The sequence below is a fragment of the Empedobacter sp. UBA3475 genome, from assembly GCF_002378465.1.
Lineage (GTDB): Bacteria > Bacteroidota > Bacteroidia > Flavobacteriales > Weeksellaceae > Empedobacter > Empedobacter falsenii_B.
In genome coordinates, this window is record NZ_DFRA01000011.1 from 97,663 (window position 1) to 112,690 (window position 15,028).

Consider the following 15,028-nt stretch of genomic DNA (forward strand, 5'->3'; position numbering starts at 1 on the left):
TACAACTCATCCTCAAAAATTGACAATTCGGTAACATATAATTTCAAACGAAAAGTGTTTGTAAGAACTTTGACTCAACAAATAAAAAAACACAAATGATGAAAACAATTTTCTTAACAATCGCAATTTTATTCACTGTATCAACTTTTGCACAAAAGAATTTTGAATCAGATATGAATAAAACTTTAACGGAATGGAACAAAGGAAATCATTCTTCTGAAGCTAATTTTAAGCAATTAATAAATGATTATCCAAATGAATGGTTACCAAAATATTACTTGACTTTTTCTGAAGTTTTGAAAACGTTCGAATCAAAAGATATTACTAAAAATGAAAAAATTCTTTTGAATGTAAAAACTCAAATCGATGATTTAGTCAGAAATAATCCATTAAATGTAGAAATTCTCAATTTGAAAGCCTTGTATTTAACAGCAGAAATTGTGCAGAATCCAATGCAAAATGGAGCAATTTATTATCCAGAAGTAGTACAAATCTATCAAAAATCGTTGATGTTAAATCCAACTAATCCGCGTTCTGTTTTAGGTTTGGCTGAGTTTAATATCAATGCTGCAAAATATAGAGGAATGGATATTACACAAGATTGTAAAAATGTAAAAAAATCTTTAGCTTTATTTAATGCTGAAAAGCCAAAAAATAATGAACCGATATGGGGAAAAAATCGTGCCGAAGCCTTGTTGAATAACGAATGTAAAAACGTACTATAATGATAGCTTTAGTTGCACAATTTATTCACGAAATTATTTTTTGGTTAATTAATTTGATTGCTTGATATGGATAAGTATTATAAAGGATATTTGAGATTATTTTCATTTGTATTTTCATTTGCAATTTTAGTATATGTATTTGATTTTAGTACAATTAATTTTCAAAATAATTCAAATTTTGATTTAGGTGTAGAAGTAGGCTTGTTAACAGGAAACTTTCTAAAATTTGTTGCTTTAGGGTTGGTCTTTTTAAAATTCTTAGAAGGAATTATTGTTTCTGACAAAAAGTTAATTGTTCGTAATATTTTGATTCTATTTGTAATCAATGTTTTGATTTATAGCGTGATATTTTTTACATCTCCAAATGTATCATTCAATCAATTTTTTCATCCAGAAGCTATCAAATATTTTATCGGATATTTTTCGTTCAGTGTTGCAGCATCTTTTGTGAATACAAGCATTTTTAATGAATATAGAATAGATGTACCAGATTCGCCTAAACCAGAAAAAGTTTTAAGAAAGTATTTTTTACGTTCTATTATTTATACGTTGGTATTGTATTATGTATTCGTGGAGTTTGCGAATCTCCTTTTGCAGAAATATATTTTTTACGATCAATCGATCAATTATCTTTTAGTTGCAGTTATCACGGTTTTCTTTTTGTTTTTATTCTTTATTATCGATCGAAAGAAAAATAAATTAGAACGTAAAATTGTTATCGAATCAACAAAAGCAGAAACAGCAACTGCACAATTCGAAACCTTAAAAAGTCAATTAGACCCACATTTTTTATTCAATAGTTTGAATGTTTTAACAGGTTTAATTGAAGAAAATCCAGATAATGCGATAGATTTTACAACATCGCTTTCTAAGATTTATCGCTATGTTTTAGAACAAAAAGACAAAGAAGTTGTTCCGATTCAAGAAGAAATAAATTTTGCAAAAACGTATGTTAAGTTACTCAAATTGCGTTTTGAGAATAGCATTGATTTTGAAATTGAACAAACAACTTTCTTTGAAAACGAATTTATTGTTCCGCTTTCTTTGCAGATTTTATTAGAAAATACGATTAAACATAATGTGGTTTCGGAACAAAAACCATTAAAAATAAAAATTTATAAAAGAGATGATTCATTAATTGTAGAAAATTCTTTCCAACCAAAAGAAACCATTAAAGATTCGACAGGAATTGGGCTGAAAAATATTATTAATCGTTATCAATTAATTTCTAACCGAGAAGTGAACATCGAAAAAAATGAACAACTATTTCGTGTAGAACTTCCCATATTAACACAAAAAAATACAACTATGAATACACAAAATTTTGACGAACAACAGGCTTATTTACGTGCAATTGAACGCGCAAAAGAATTGAAAAAGTTTTATGCGCATTTAGGAACTTATGTTGTAATGAGTTTATTCTTTTTTATTCTGAATTTAGTTACAAGTAATGGACATTGGTGGTTTTATTGGCCAGTTTTAGGTTGGGGATTGGGAGTTGCGCTAAATGCTGTCAAAGTTTTTGCGTATGGTTCTGGTTGGGAAGAAAATAAAGCGAAAGAAATCTTGGAGAAAGAGCAAAATAAAAAGTGGCAGTAAATGAATTTTATAAGTCAAATAAAGCAAACAAATTGGAATAGAATAATCATTTTTTATGGATTGATATTGATAGGAACTTTTCTGATTCGTAAATGTCCTAATTTTATACAATTGATTTTTGGAGGTTTAGTTGATTTTCAACTGCCTTGGAATATGAATCATGGGTTGATTATTTTTCTGATTAGTTTACTTTTCTATAAATTCTCTAAGGTTAAAAAAGAAGTTTCTCTTTTAGGAAAAGAAAGTTTAAAAACATTGATTTTTCCATTTATATTACTCGTTGGTTATTCAATTTATGGGATAAATAACGATTACGGAATTAATAAACATTTGTGGGCAGCGATTTTTATTTCTGTTACGTTGCTTTATGATATTATGGAAGAATATACGTGGCGAGGTTATTTGAATGATGCTTTAGGCAATATATTTTGGATAATAAAAAGCATTATAACGGGAATATTTTGGGCAGTTTGGCACTTATTTATTTTTAAAGATTTCGATCAGTTTGGAGGTTTTGGAATTTTTATGTTATTGTGCATTGTTTTTTCTTTTGTATTAACTTTTTCAACAATTCGAACAAAATCGATTATCGTTCCAGCTACAATTCACGCTTTAATGGCTAAGACAAATCTTGCAACATTGATCATTTTTGTCATTATACTTGCTTTATTATTTGTTTGGAACAAAATTTTTGAAAGAAAACCGATTCGTGAATTAACTTAAAAAAAACTATGAAAATACTAATTATAGAAGATGAAAAGCCTGCAGCGCGTTTATTAAAGCGACGTGTAGAAAAATTGGGTTATCAAATACACGAAATGTTGCACTCTGTAGAAGAAAGTGTAGCGTGGTTGAAAACGAATCCAAATCCTGATTTAATTTTTCTGGATATTCAGTTATCAGATGGGTTATCATTTGAGATTTTTAATCAAGTAGATGTTTCGTCTGCGATTATTTTTACGACTGCTTATGACGAATATGTATTGAAAGCGTTTAAACTAAACTCGGTTGATTATTTGTTGAAACCTGTTGATGAAGAGGAATTGAAGTTTGCTATTGAAAAATTTGAAAGACAATTTCAGCAAGCATCTTCAAGTTTCAATCTAAATGAATTGAAAAGTCTTTTTTCGAATAATCAAACAGAAAAATTTAAAGAACGTTTTTCGATTAAAATAGGAACATCAATCAAAATTATAGAAATCGATAATATCGAATGTTTTTTTAGCGAAAACAAAGCAACGTATATTCATACAAAAGAAAACCGAAATTATTTGGTAGATTTTTCGTTGGATAAAGTGGAAGAACAAATCGACCCGAAAAAGTTTTTTAGAATTAATCGTAGTCAAATCATCCAAATCGATTCGATTAAAGAAATTACAATGTATTCTAATTCAAGATTAAAAATAATTTTGAATACTTACAATGAACAAGATATGATTGTGAGTCGCGAAAAAGTGGCAGATTTTAAGAATTGGTTGGATTAAGAATTGATTTATTGCTTTTTTATGAAAAATTGTTCATAAAAACTTCTATTTTTGCATCAACCAATTAATTATAACTAAATACGAATGGAAAATATAATATCATTTTTTCAGAAATTCTCTTTCAATCAAATCGGAACAACTTTCGCCGTACTTTTTGCAGTTATCGATATTTTAGGAAGTATTCCAATTATTGTAGGAATTCGGAGCAAAGTTGGACATATTCAGTCCGAAAAAGCCTCGATTGCAGCAGGAATTATGATGATTTCGTTTTTGTTTTTCGGAACAAAAATTTTGAAATTAGTTGGTGTTGATGTTCAGTCATTTGCTGTGGCTGGTGCATTTGTGATTTTTATCATCGCTATTGAAATGATTTTAGGAATTGAGATCCAGAAAGGAGTCGAATCTAACTCTGCATCCATCGTTCCTATTGCGTTTCCGTTAGTTGCGGGTGCGGGATCGTTGACAACTGTACTTTCGCTTCGTTCGCAGTTTGCAGATATTAACATTGTGATAGCGATTATATTAAATATGTTAATCGTATATTTGGTGCTGAAATTCGCAGGAAAACTCGAAAAATGGATGGGACCTGGCGTTTTATCGGTACTGAAAAAAGTATTTGGAGTAATTTTATTGTCAATCGCAATCAAATTATTTACGTCAAATATCGGTGCATTGTTTATGAATGAAATTAAAATTTAAAAATTCATTATCTAATGAAAACATATATTTATATCGCGACAATCGTTTTGTTGATAGGTTTAGGTTACAACCTATATGAGATGGATTATAAAGCTGGTTTTATGGCTGAAGAAAACTTTCGTAGCGTTTTAGGAATTGGAGCATCAGTTTGTGGATTAATTTTAGTATCTGTATACTTTAGTTTTTTCAGATTGCAAGCAAATCTTAAGAAATAAACAGTTTTACAACTTATAATAAATGAAAAAGATTAATCCTAGGATTAATCTTTTTTTGTTTGTATCGCTTCGTTTAATTTTTCTAATAAAGTTTTGACAGATTGTTCTATCACCTCAAAAGGTTGATGTTTTGTAGAAGTATAAATCATCACCAAATCAACCGAATAATTTTCATTAGGTTCAAGTAACAATTTATTCAATCTGTAAGCTTCTTTAGCACGACGTTTCAATAAATTTCGATCAACCGCGTGTTTGAATTTTTTCTTTCCAACACTTACTCCTACTCTTATATTGTAATCCGCTTTCGGTTTGATTTTGTAGACAAATCTAATCGGATGAGAAACAAATGTTTTTCCATCAGAAAACAATTCATCGAATGCTTTTCTGCTTTTAAGTTTCTCATTCTTACCAAAAGTCAATTTCATATTGCTAAATTCTACGTAAATTTGTAACTGCAAAAGTAAGTATTCTAAAAAGTTTTAGAATTATGTAACTTTGAAAATAATTTATTTTTATTTAAAACAAAAAAAGAACAATATGTATCCAGCAGAAATAGTAATGCCGATGAAGGCTCAGTTGACTTCTAATGGTTTTGAAGATTTAACTACTCCAGAACAAGTAGAAGCAGCAATCAAACAAGAAGGAACAACTTTGGTAATGGTAAATAGTGTTTGTGGTTGTGCTGCAGGTGCTGCAAGACCAGGAGTTGTAATGTCATTAGATAATGATAAAGTTCCTACACATTTAACAACAGTTTTCGCAGGATTTGATAAAGATGCTGTAGCAAAAGCACGTGAGTTTTTTGCTCCATTTCCTCCAAGTTCTCCAGCTGTTGCTTTATTCAAAGATGGTGAATTAGTACATATGTTAGAGCGTCACCACATCGAAGGACACTCTGCAGCAGCTATCGCAGAAAATTTAAAAGCAGCTTACAACGAGTTTGCTTAAGACTAAATTTGAAGGTTATTTCAAAAATATTTTAAAAAGTGGAGCAATTTGTTCCACTTTTTTTGTGTTCAAAATTCTTATAAAAAAGAGTTTTATAAATTTTAATTCGAGGAAAAGTTTAAAAACCTGAATTAACATCATAACATAAAATATATCATATCAAATTGATTGCTAAACCTATGAAATAGAGAAAAATGTATCAAAATAATCTGTAAATTAGCAATTCGAAATTTTTTAATATATTATTTAATAAACAAATGAGAATAGCAGTCGTAGGCGCTACCGGAATGGTCGGCAGAGTTATGCTCCAAGTTTTGGAAGAAAGAAATTTTCCAATCACTGAAATTATACCAGTAGCATCAGAAAGATCAATAGGAAAAACTATTGAATACAAAGGAAAAGAATACAAAATTGTATCAATGCAGGATGCTGTAGAAATGCGAGCTGATATCGCAATCTTTTCAGCAGGTGGAGAAACTTCCAAACAGTGGGCGCCTAAGTTTGCAGAAGTCGGAACAACTGTAATTGACAATTCATCGGCTTGGAGAATGGATCCAGATCGTCCGTTGATTGTACCAGAAATCAATGCAGATATTTTAACAACAAATGATAAAATTATCGCAAATCCTAACTGTTCAACGATTCAATTGGTAATGGTTCTTAATCCTTTACACAAAAAATACGGAATTAAACGTGTAGTTGTTTCTACTTATCAATCAGTTACGGGAACAGGTAAAGATGCTGTGGAGCAATTGAATGGAGAAATTGAAGGACGTGATGTAGCGAAAGTTTATCCATACCAAATTTTCAAAAATGCATTGCCTCATTGTGATGTGTTTGATGAAGAAACAGGTTATACAAAAGAAGAATTGAAATTGACTCGTGAGCCTCGTAAAATTATGCGTGTGGATGAAATGAATATTACAGCTACTGCGGTTCGTGTTCCTGTGCAAGGAGGACATTCGGAGTCGGTGAATATTGAATTTGAGAATGATTTTGATTTAGCCGAAGTTCGCAAATTATTAGCAGAACAGGAAGGTGTAACAGTACAAGATAATCCAGACACAAATACTTATCCAATGGCTTTCTATTCAGAAGGGAAAGACGATGTTTTTGTAGGTCGTATTCGTCGTGATTTATCTCAACCAAATGCATTAAATTGTTGGATTGTTGCGGATAATTTACGCAAAGGAGCAGCTACAAATGCGGTTCAAATTGCAGAATATCTAGTAAAACACAATTTAGTTGGATAATATTTTCAATTAAAAACTTATATAAAGTCGCTCTTGTAGCGACTTTTTTATGTTTAATGAATAAGTTTTCAGAACTTTAACAAATATTTTACGCTATCAAAGCAACCATAAGCGTAATTTTCGCATCTAAACACTGAGAAAGAAAAAGTATTTTGGACGAAAAACAACTCATAAAAGCTTGTATCAACAATGATTCGAAAGCACAGCGGCTGCTTTACGAAAAATATGATGCGCGATTTTTTGCGGTTTGTAAACGTTATTTTACCGATATACAACAAGCGGAAGATGCGTTGGTAAAAGGTTTTTTGAAGATTTTTCAGAATCTTGAAAATTATTCGTTCGAAGGAAGTTTTGAAGGATGGATGCGAAGAATTATGATTAATGAATGTTTGATGGAGTTGCGGAAAAATAAAATTTTTCACCTTAATGTAGACGATTACTCCTCTTCTATTTCATCTAATCAAGAAGCTTCGCAACAAATCGAAGAAGATGATGTGATGAAACTCCTCGATTATCTACCCGAAGGCTGTCGTCTCGTGTTTACCCTTTACGTTATTGAGGGATATAAGCACAAAGAAATTGCCGAAAGTTTGGGCATTACAGAAGGAACATCTAAATCGCAACTTAATTTAGCGAAGACGAAATTGAAGGATATGTTAAGTAAGAATGAAAATATAAAATCAAATTTATCGTGAACACAAACGATCCAATAGAAGATTTATTTCGATCAAGAAGTAGCGAAACAGTCGGCGAAAAGCCGAGTGATTTGGTGTGGAAACGTATTGAATCTGGTTTGCAGAAGGAGGAAAAGAAGAAGAAACCTATTCGCGAATTTGTTTCGAGTGTATGGTTTTCTGCTGCCGTTTTCGCGTTGATTGCGATTCCTTACTTTGTGCTTTTTATCGAGAATATTAATACTGAAAATAGAGAAAATTCACTTGAAATTGTCAAAACAAATGTCCCAGTTATCGAGCAATCGCCTGCTGAACAAGAAGAAATAGTGGTTTTGGAATCGAAAGATAAAGATTTGGAAAAACCTCTAGAAATAGTAAAGAATGATAAAGTTACAAAACAGCCTGTTTATAAAGTAATTGAAGGACATTCTGCTAGTGTAATTGCTGACGAAGGATATTTTCCTCAATTATCTAATGCTTCTGCATCGAATGCTCCAGTTACTTTATCAGCACCGCAAGCGATGGAAGCTCGTTCTAAGGTTTTAGATTCAATAGAAAAAGAAAGACAATATGCTAAAACAAGTAATCAGAATTTGGGTTCTATAAAAGATTCAGTTATTTCGGATAAGTTAGCTGGAAAAGCTTCTGGTATTGTAGTTGCAAATGGTGTAAGCAGACAAAATGCTAAGCTAAAAGATACTTCTGATGTGATGAAAATGACGGTTGTTGCAGAAACACGTGCTGCAAATGCTTCGTTAGAAACAGCTTCGGTGATGGAAGTTTCGCCAAAAAAATCTGTAATTGACAAATCTGCAATTGTTTATAAACCTTTAAAGTTTACAGTAAAATCGGATATTTTACGTACTAATTTTAAATTACAAAAGAAATTAAAAGATAAAATTTCGTTTGAAAGTACAACGAATAATCTTGTCATTACATTTGAGAAAGTAAATGATAAGATTGTTTTAATAACAAACGAACCAAAGGTTGATGCGACGCTTTTGGGAGTTTTGGAAAAAAATAAAAAAGAAATATTTAAATATTATAATAAATAGAGATTAAAAAAAGGTTCGCTTTTAGCGAACCTTTTTTTAATTATTTCCATATAAATTTATTGCATTTTCTTTGTCTTGATTCATCGCGATGATTAAATCATCTAACGAATCAAATTTCTTTTCATCTCGCAAATGTCCTAAAAATTCAAGGCGAATTGTTTCTCCATAAATATCTCGATCAAAATCCAAAATATTCACTTCTACTCGATGTTCACGAGAATTGGTAACCGTTTCTCTAAATCCGATGCTTAATAAACCTAAATATTTCTGATCATCCACAAAAACATCAACCGCATAAACGCCATCTTTTGGAATTAATTTATTGGGATCAACTTGTAAATTAGCGGTAGGAAAACCAAGTGTACGACCAATTTTGTCACCATGAACAACTTCTCCAGAAAGCGGATATTGATAGTTCAACGCTTTATTCGCATACGCGATATTTCCTTCGATAAGTGCATTTCTAATTTTTGTAGAACTCACCGCCACATCATTTTCTTCGACAGCTTGCAATTGAATCAAATTGAAACCATATTTTTTCGAAAGAACTTGTAATTGTTCAAAATTTCCTTCTCTATTTTTCCCGAAATGATGATCGTAGCCAATCACTAGCGTATCAATATTAATTTTATCAACCAATAAATTCTTGACAAATTCGACAGAAGTTACTTGCGAAAAATCTGTTGTAAACGCTTGAATAATCAAATGTTCTAACCCAAATTGACGCAAAACATTTTCTTTTTCCTCTAAAGTGTTCAAAAATTTAAGATCACAATTTGGTTGTAAAACCATTCGAGGATGTGGATTAAAAGTAATCAAAACACTTTTTCCATCAATTTCTTTTGCAATTGTATTGAGTTGTTTTAGAATAGATTGGTGTCCAATGTGCACACCATCAAACATGCCCAAAGTAAGGACAGGACGTTTGATTGGTTTGATTTCTTCTAAGGATTGATAAACGTTCACTAAAAATGATTTTGCACAAAATTAAGGCTTTCAAATCGAACTTCAAATCTATTTTTAATTTCCTTTGATTGTAATATTCTGATTACTAATCAAAATATTATGACAAAAATCTTAAAAAGTATATAAATTATACAATGTTTTTAACTTACCTTTGCACCCAAATAAAATAAACTAAATCATTTCATATAATGGCAAATCAAAAGAAAGGTAAGATTGCACAGGTTATTGGACCTGTAATTGACGTTATTTTTGATAACGCAGAAGGCCTTCCAAATATTTATGATGCATTAGAGGTTCCTCGTCAAGGAAAAGAAACATTAATTCTTGAAGTTGAGCAACACATCGGTGAAGATACTGTACGTTGTATCGCAATGGATAGTTCTGATGGTTTACAAAGAGGTCAAGAAGTTATCGCTTTAGGAAAACCAATTATGGTTCCTATCGGAGAAAACATCAAAGGACGTGTATTTAATGTAGTTGGAGATGCTATTGATGGTTTAGGGAATTTAGACAAAGAAAATGGTTTACCTATTCACCGTCCAGCTCCAAAATTCGAAGAATTATCAACATCTGCAGAAGTTTTATTTACAGGTATTAAAGTAATTGACTTAGTAGAGCCATACGTAAAAGGTGGTAAAATTGGTTTATTTGGTGGTGCCGGAGTAGGTAAAACAGTATTAATTCAGGAGTTGATGAACAACATCGCAAAAGGACACGGAGGTTTATCTGTATTCGCTGGTGTTGGTGAGCGTACTCGTGAAGGTAATGACTTAATGCGTGAGATGATTGAAGCTGGATTAATTAATTACGGTGAAGATTTCATGCACTCTATGGAAGGTGGATCTTGGGATTTATCTAAAGTAAACAGTGAAAACATGAAAGAGTCTAAAGCAGCTTTCGTTTTCGGACAAATGAATGAACCTCCAGGTGCACGTGCTCGTGTTGCTTTAACAGGTTTAACATTAGCTGAATATTTCCGTGATGGAGATGGACAAGGTCAAGGACGTGACGTATTATTCTTCGTAGATAATATCTTCCGTTTTACACAAGCAGGTTCTGAGGTTTCTGCCTTATTAGGACGTATGCCATCAGCCGTAGGTTATCAGCCAACATTAGCAACTGAAATGGGTGCTATGCAAGAGCGTATTACATCTACTAAAAACGGATCTATTACTTCTGTACAAGCGGTATATGTACCTGCCGATGATTTAACTGACCCTGCGCCAGCTACGACTTTCGCGCACTTAGATGCTACAACGGTATTAGATCGTAAAATTGCTTCATTAGGTATTTACCCAGCGGTAGATCCATTGAACTCTACATCTCGTATCTTATCACCAGCAATTATTGGTAAAGAACATTACGAAACAGCACAACGTGTAAAAGAAATCTTACAACGTTACAATGCTTTACAAGATATCATCGCGATTTTAGGTATGGAAGAGTTATCAGAAGAGGATAAGTTAGTTGTACACCGTGCACGTCGTATCCAACGTTTCTTATCTCAACCATTCCACGTTGCAGAACAGTTTACAGGTATCCCAGGTGTTTTAGTAGATATCAAAGATACAATCAAAGGATTCAACATGATCTTAGATGGTGAAGTTGACCAATATCCTGAGGCTGCATTCAACTTACGTGGTACAATCGAAGAAGCGATTGAAGCTGGAGAAAAAATGTTAGCAGAAGCTAAATAATATAATTTAACCATATAAAGAGTGCTTACGTTTCTTTTCTTTTTGAAAGTTGCTAAGTACTCTTTTTTTTAAAAACAATAGGATTATGCACTTACAAATTATTACGCCAGAATTCGTAGTTTTCGATGCAGAAGTAGATGCTGTTACTTTACCAGGTAAAGATGGTGAATTTCAGTTATTAAATAACCACGCTCCTATCGTTGCAACTTTAGGTGAAGGAACAATTAAAATTAAAGTTCACACAAAAACTTTCGAAGATTTCGATAATCAATCTGGCAAAGTTTACACTTCTCCATCAAACGAATCTACATTATTGTTAGATATCAAAGGAGGAACAATTGAAATGAGCAATAATAAAGTAATCGTTTTAGCAAACTAATTACTTTTTTATCATAAAACTTAAAAGGAGATCAATTTTGATCTCCTTTTTTTATGTTTTCTACTTAATATTCTCTTTTTTACTTCAAATTTTATTCTGTTTAAATCCTTTTTATAGATTTCGAAAGAAATATTTTTAACTTTTTGGCATGAATATTCTTTTTAAATCAATTTAATAGATTTATTTTCTAAAAACTAATTATAAATTTTATTATTTAGAAAATTATTCTAATTTCACATAAAATATAAAACTACAAAGTGTAGTTAGAAATGAATAATTTTTTTAAAGATGAAGTACAATTCTAAAAAACATTCTTTTGGACACGGCGTCCTGCTTCAGAGCATCTATAATTGTATCAATAGTAAAATTCGAATGTGCAGCTGCTAATTTTAGCTAACTAACCTACCCTACTATTTATTAATCGTAGTCACATTCAAAACAATTTTATTATGTCAACAGAAAAACAATTACATTTCGATACTTTACAAGTACACGCAGGTCAAGAAGTAGACCCATCAACAGGCTCTCGCGCTGTTCCAATTTATCAAACATCTTCTTATGTATTTAATGATGCCGAACACGGAGCAAATTTATTTGCTTTGAAAGAATTTGGTAATATTTACACAAGAATTCAGAATCCAACAACTGACGTTTTCGAAAAACGTATTGCTGCGCTGGAAGGTGGTGTTGCGGCATTAGCTGTTTCATCGGGACAAGCGGCACAATTTATTGCTTTAAATAATATTTTAGAATCAGGAGATAATTTTGTTTCGGCTTCTAATCTTTATGGCGGAACATATAATCAATTCAAAGTTGGTTTTAAGCGTTTAGGTGTTGATGTTCGCTTTGCTGAAGATGCAGATCCAGCAAAAATTGAATCATTAATTGATGAAAATACAAAAGCGATTTATGCAGAAACGATAGGAAATCCGAGTTTTAATGTTCCAGATTTTGAAGCAATCGCTGCAATTGCACAAAAATATAACATTCCATTTATTGTGGATAATACGTTTGGTGTGGGCGGTTATATTTTCAAACCTTTAGAGCATGGAGCAAACGTTGTCGTAGAATCTGCAACAAAATGGATCGGTGGACACGGAACTTCTATCGGTGGAGTTATCGTGGATGGTGGAAATTATAATTGGGGTAATGGTAGATTTCCACAATTTTCTGAACCATCAGAAGGTTATCATGGTTTAGTTTTTTCCGATGTTTTTGGAGTGAATGGTCCTTTTGGTAATATTCAGTTTATTATTCGTGCCCGCGTCGAAGGTTTGCGCGATTTTGGTCCAGCAATTTCACCGTTCAATTCTTTTTTATTGTTACAAGGTTTAGAGACGTTGTCGTTAAGAGTTCAGAAACATTTGGACAATACGTTAGAAATTGCGCGTTGGTTAGAACTTCATCCGCAAGTTGAAAAAGTGAATTATCCTGGATTAATTACTTCTCCAAGTCATCATTTGGCAAAAAAATATTTGAAAAATGGTTTCGGAGCTGTTTTATCATTCCAAATTAAAGGTGATGCAGACAAAGCGAATCAATTTATTGATAGTTTAGAATTGATTAGTCATTTGGCAAATGTTGGCGATGCAAAATCGTTAATTATTCATCCTTCTGCAACAACTCATCAACAACTGAGCGATGATGAACAAAAATCTGCTGGAGTTTTTCCTGGTTTATTGCGTCTTTCTGTCGGAATTGAATATATTGATGATATCAAAAATGATCTTCAGCGAGCTTTTGATAAAATTAAGTAAACAAAGTATTATTAGCTATAAATTAATTCAGTGAATTTTTATCAATATAATTATACAAAGCCATTTCAATTAGAAAATGGTCAAATTCTCGAAAATTTAACCATTGCTTATCATACAGCGGGAACGTTGAATCCCGAAAAAAATAATATCATCTGGGTTTGTCATGCTTTAACGGCAAACTCGGATGTTTTTGATTGGTGGGCTGGTCTTTTTGGAGAAAATGAATTATTCAATCCAAAAGATCATTTTATTATTTGCGCCAATGTGATTGGTTCTAATTATGGAACGACAAATCCGTTGTCTACAAATCCTGAAACAAATTCGCCTTATTATCGAGATTTTCCTACAATTACGATAAAAGATATGGCAAATGCGCACCAATTGTTGGCAGATCATTTAGGAATTTCAACTATTCATTTATTAATAGGTGGTTCACTCGGTGGTCAACAAGCGTTAGAATTTACGTTACTTGATCAAGTTAAAGTGGATAATTTGGTTTTGTTGGCGACAAATGCGGTACATTCTCCATGGGGAATTGCGTTCAACGAATCGCAGCGTTTGGCTATCGAAGCCGATTCAACTTTTAACGATAAAATTGAGGATGGAGGAAGAAATGGATTGATTGCGGCGCGTACAATTGCGATGTTGTCTTATCGTACCTATATTATATATGAACAGAAGCAAAAAGACAAGGATTCTGTTTACAACGATTTCAAAGCGTCTTCTTATCAAAAATATCAAGGTGAAAAATTAGCAAATCGATTTAATGCACATTCATATTGGACACTTTCGAAAGCGATGGATTCACAAAATTTGGCTCGAAAGAGAGAGTCTTTAGAGAAATCATTGGCTCAAATTTCATCCAATACAATAGTTATAGGTATATCTTCGGATATATTATTTCCGCCAAGTGAGCAAAAATTTATAGCGAATCATATTTCAAATGCAAAATTCATCGAAATTGATTCTATTTTTGGACACGATGGTTTCTTGGTCGAATTACAAGAATTAAATACAATTTTGGAACATCTCGTATAATATTATGGAATGAATAATTATATGAAGCTCGATTTATTCGAGCTTTTTTTATTTATAAATAGATTCTACTTCGTAGAATTTCTCCCGAGTAGTTCCTTCAAAAGTATCCATTTTGCTTTTCTTTTGTTCAAGAAAAGCAAAACGTCTAATCATTTTCTGCGGTAAAAACGGGCTTTTATCTTTTAAAACCTCGTATCTCACTTCTCATATCTAAAAAAAACAAAAAATATTTTCCATTGTACCAGCGACTTAAGATTAGAATGTAAAATAAAAGTAAAGTATGTTTGGAAAAACGAATAATCCAGCCGTATATTTGCAACCGCAATACGAAAGACGAGTAGTATTGTAGTTGACATAAGGACTTAGTAGCGACAAAAATTATTTAAAAATAAATTTGCGAGAATCTAAATAAGTATTATCTTTGCCATCCGATTCCGAAAGGGGTTTTTGGAGTGAAAGTAAGAATTGACTTATTGAAATAAAAGCTTTAAAATTTATCAAAATACAATTTGTTAGTTAAAAAATAAGTATTACCTTTG

At 31.8% G+C, this 15,028-nt stretch carries 16 protein-coding genes; 14 read left to right on the forward strand and 2 right to left on the reverse strand.

The window, feature by feature from the left end:
- Positions 1-98 precede the first annotated feature (98 nt).
- The 6 genes from B3I31_RS03605 to B3I31_RS03630 all read left to right on the forward strand — a co-directional run bounded on the left by B3I31_RS03605 (position 99) and on the right by B3I31_RS03630 (position 4,722).
- A complete protein-coding gene (locus B3I31_RS03605; protein ID WP_286495653.1) occupies positions 99-725 on the forward strand; it encodes a hypothetical protein in 627 nt (208 codons plus the stop codon).
- A gap of 66 nt (positions 726-791) precedes the next feature.
- A complete protein-coding gene (locus B3I31_RS03610; protein WP_291059834.1) occupies positions 792-2,324 on the forward strand; it encodes a histidine kinase in 1,533 nt (510 codons plus the stop codon).
- Positions 2,325-3,047, forward strand: coding sequence for a CPBP family intramembrane glutamic endopeptidase (locus B3I31_RS03615; RefSeq protein WP_291059832.1), 723 nt, complete (start codon positions 2,325-2,327; stop codon positions 3,045-3,047). It abuts the gene before it with no gap.
- A gap of 8 nt (positions 3,048-3,055) precedes the next feature.
- Positions 3,056-3,808, forward strand: coding sequence for a LytR/AlgR family response regulator transcription factor (locus tag B3I31_RS03620; RefSeq protein WP_219034073.1), 753 nt, complete (start codon positions 3,056-3,058; stop codon positions 3,806-3,808).
- A gap of 84 nt (positions 3,809-3,892) precedes the next feature.
- Positions 3,893-4,507: a MarC family protein gene (locus B3I31_RS03625; RefSeq protein WP_125350575.1), complete on the forward strand. Its 615-nt coding sequence runs from the start codon at positions 3,893-3,895 to the stop codon at positions 4,505-4,507.
- A 14-nt stretch (positions 4,508-4,521) separates the two neighbouring features.
- Positions 4,522-4,722, forward strand: coding sequence for a hypothetical protein (locus B3I31_RS03630; protein ID WP_125350576.1), 201 nt, complete (start codon positions 4,522-4,524; stop codon positions 4,720-4,722).
- A gap of 44 nt (positions 4,723-4,766) precedes the next feature.
- Here the strand turns inward: B3I31_RS03630 and rnpA are convergent, their stop codons facing one another.
- On the reverse strand, positions 4,767-5,147 hold the full coding sequence (gene rnpA / locus B3I31_RS03635; protein WP_125350577.1) for a ribonuclease P protein component: 381 nt from the start codon (positions 5,145-5,147) through the stop codon (positions 4,767-4,769).
- 112 nt (positions 5,148-5,259) lie between these two features.
- Between rnpA and B3I31_RS03640 the strand changes: the two genes are divergently transcribed.
- From B3I31_RS03640 to B3I31_RS03655, 4 genes are all read left to right on the forward strand, one after another.
- Entirely contained in the window at positions 5,260-5,670 is a 411-nt protein-coding gene (locus B3I31_RS03640; RefSeq protein ID WP_038336154.1) for a BrxA/BrxB family bacilliredoxin, read from the forward strand.
- A 257-nt stretch (positions 5,671-5,927) separates the two neighbouring features.
- Complete coding sequence (locus tag B3I31_RS03645; RefSeq protein ID WP_038336152.1) at positions 5,928-6,923, forward strand: aspartate-semialdehyde dehydrogenase; 996 nt, start codon at positions 5,928-5,930, stop codon at positions 6,921-6,923.
- A 152-nt stretch (positions 6,924-7,075) separates the two neighbouring features.
- Positions 7,076-7,618, forward strand: coding sequence for an RNA polymerase sigma factor (locus B3I31_RS03650; RefSeq protein WP_291047424.1), 543 nt, complete (start codon positions 7,076-7,078; stop codon positions 7,616-7,618).
- Positions 7,615-8,652 (forward strand): hypothetical protein, encoded by a 1,038-nt coding sequence (locus B3I31_RS03655; protein ID WP_291047426.1) that lies wholly within the window; start codon positions 7,615-7,617, stop codon positions 8,650-8,652. The genes B3I31_RS03650 and B3I31_RS03655 overlap by 4 nt, the downstream gene beginning before the upstream one ends.
- Before the next feature lie 36 nt (positions 8,653-8,688).
- Here B3I31_RS03655 and B3I31_RS03660 read toward each other — a convergent pair whose 3' ends face one another.
- Entirely contained in the window at positions 8,689-9,618 is a 930-nt protein-coding gene (locus B3I31_RS03660) for a bifunctional riboflavin kinase/FAD synthetase (RefSeq protein ID WP_286495649.1), read from the reverse strand.
- Between the two features lie 188 nt (positions 9,619-9,806).
- Between B3I31_RS03660 and atpD the strand changes: the two genes are divergently transcribed.
- The 4 genes from atpD (at position 9,807) to B3I31_RS03680 (ending at position 14,489) form a co-directional block, all read left to right on the forward strand.
- A complete protein-coding gene (atpD, locus tag B3I31_RS03665) occupies positions 9,807-11,315 on the forward strand; it encodes a F0F1 ATP synthase subunit beta (RefSeq protein ID WP_114998651.1) in 1,509 nt (502 codons plus the stop codon).
- Between the two features lie 85 nt (positions 11,316-11,400).
- Complete coding sequence (locus B3I31_RS03670) at positions 11,401-11,694, forward strand: F0F1 ATP synthase subunit epsilon (RefSeq protein WP_280038257.1); 294 nt, start codon at positions 11,401-11,403, stop codon at positions 11,692-11,694.
- Positions 11,695-12,143: 449 nt separating this feature from the next.
- A complete protein-coding gene (locus B3I31_RS03675) occupies positions 12,144-13,451 on the forward strand; it encodes an O-acetylhomoserine aminocarboxypropyltransferase/cysteine synthase family protein (protein WP_291047430.1) in 1,308 nt (435 codons plus the stop codon).
- Positions 13,452-13,481: 30 nt separating this feature from the next.
- Positions 13,482-14,489, forward strand: coding sequence for a homoserine O-acetyltransferase family protein (locus B3I31_RS03680; protein WP_038336140.1), 1,008 nt, complete (start codon positions 13,482-13,484; stop codon positions 14,487-14,489).
- Positions 14,490-15,028 lie beyond the last annotated feature (539 nt).

What these genes read in the sequence shown, in the direction of transcription:
- B3I31_RS03630 (WP_125350576.1), top strand. Translation starts at nt 4,522, where the DNA reads ATGAAAACATATATTTATATCGCGACAATCGTTTTGTTGATAGGTTTA.
- B3I31_RS03605 (WP_286495653.1), top strand. Translation starts at nt 99, where the DNA reads ATGAAAACAATTTTCTTAACAATCGCAATTTTATTCACTGTATCAACT.
- B3I31_RS03640 (WP_038336154.1), top strand. Translation starts at nt 5,260, where the DNA reads ATGTATCCAGCAGAAATAGTAATGCCGATGAAGGCTCAGTTGACTTCT.
- B3I31_RS03670 (WP_280038257.1), top strand. Translation starts at nt 11,401, where the DNA reads ATGCACTTACAAATTATTACGCCAGAATTCGTAGTTTTCGATGCAGAA.
- B3I31_RS03610 (WP_291059834.1), top strand. Translation starts at nt 792, where the DNA reads ATGGATAAGTATTATAAAGGATATTTGAGATTATTTTCATTTGTATTT.
- B3I31_RS03645 (WP_038336152.1), top strand. Translation starts at nt 5,928, where the DNA reads ATGAGAATAGCAGTCGTAGGCGCTACCGGAATGGTCGGCAGAGTTATG.
- B3I31_RS03620 (WP_219034073.1), top strand. Translation starts at nt 3,056, where the DNA reads ATGAAAATACTAATTATAGAAGATGAAAAGCCTGCAGCGCGTTTATTA.
- rnpA (WP_125350577.1), bottom strand. Translation starts at nt 5,147, where the DNA reads ATGAAATTGACTTTTGGTAAGAATGAGAAACTTAAAAGCAGAAAAGCA.
- B3I31_RS03615 (WP_291059832.1), top strand. Translation starts at nt 2,325, where the DNA reads ATGAATTTTATAAGTCAAATAAAGCAAACAAATTGGAATAGAATAATC.
- B3I31_RS03675 (WP_291047430.1), top strand. Translation starts at nt 12,144, where the DNA reads ATGTCAACAGAAAAACAATTACATTTCGATACTTTACAAGTACACGCA.
- B3I31_RS03625 (WP_125350575.1), top strand. Translation starts at nt 3,893, where the DNA reads ATGGAAAATATAATATCATTTTTTCAGAAATTCTCTTTCAATCAAATC.
- atpD (WP_114998651.1), top strand. Translation starts at nt 9,807, where the DNA reads ATGGCAAATCAAAAGAAAGGTAAGATTGCACAGGTTATTGGACCTGTA.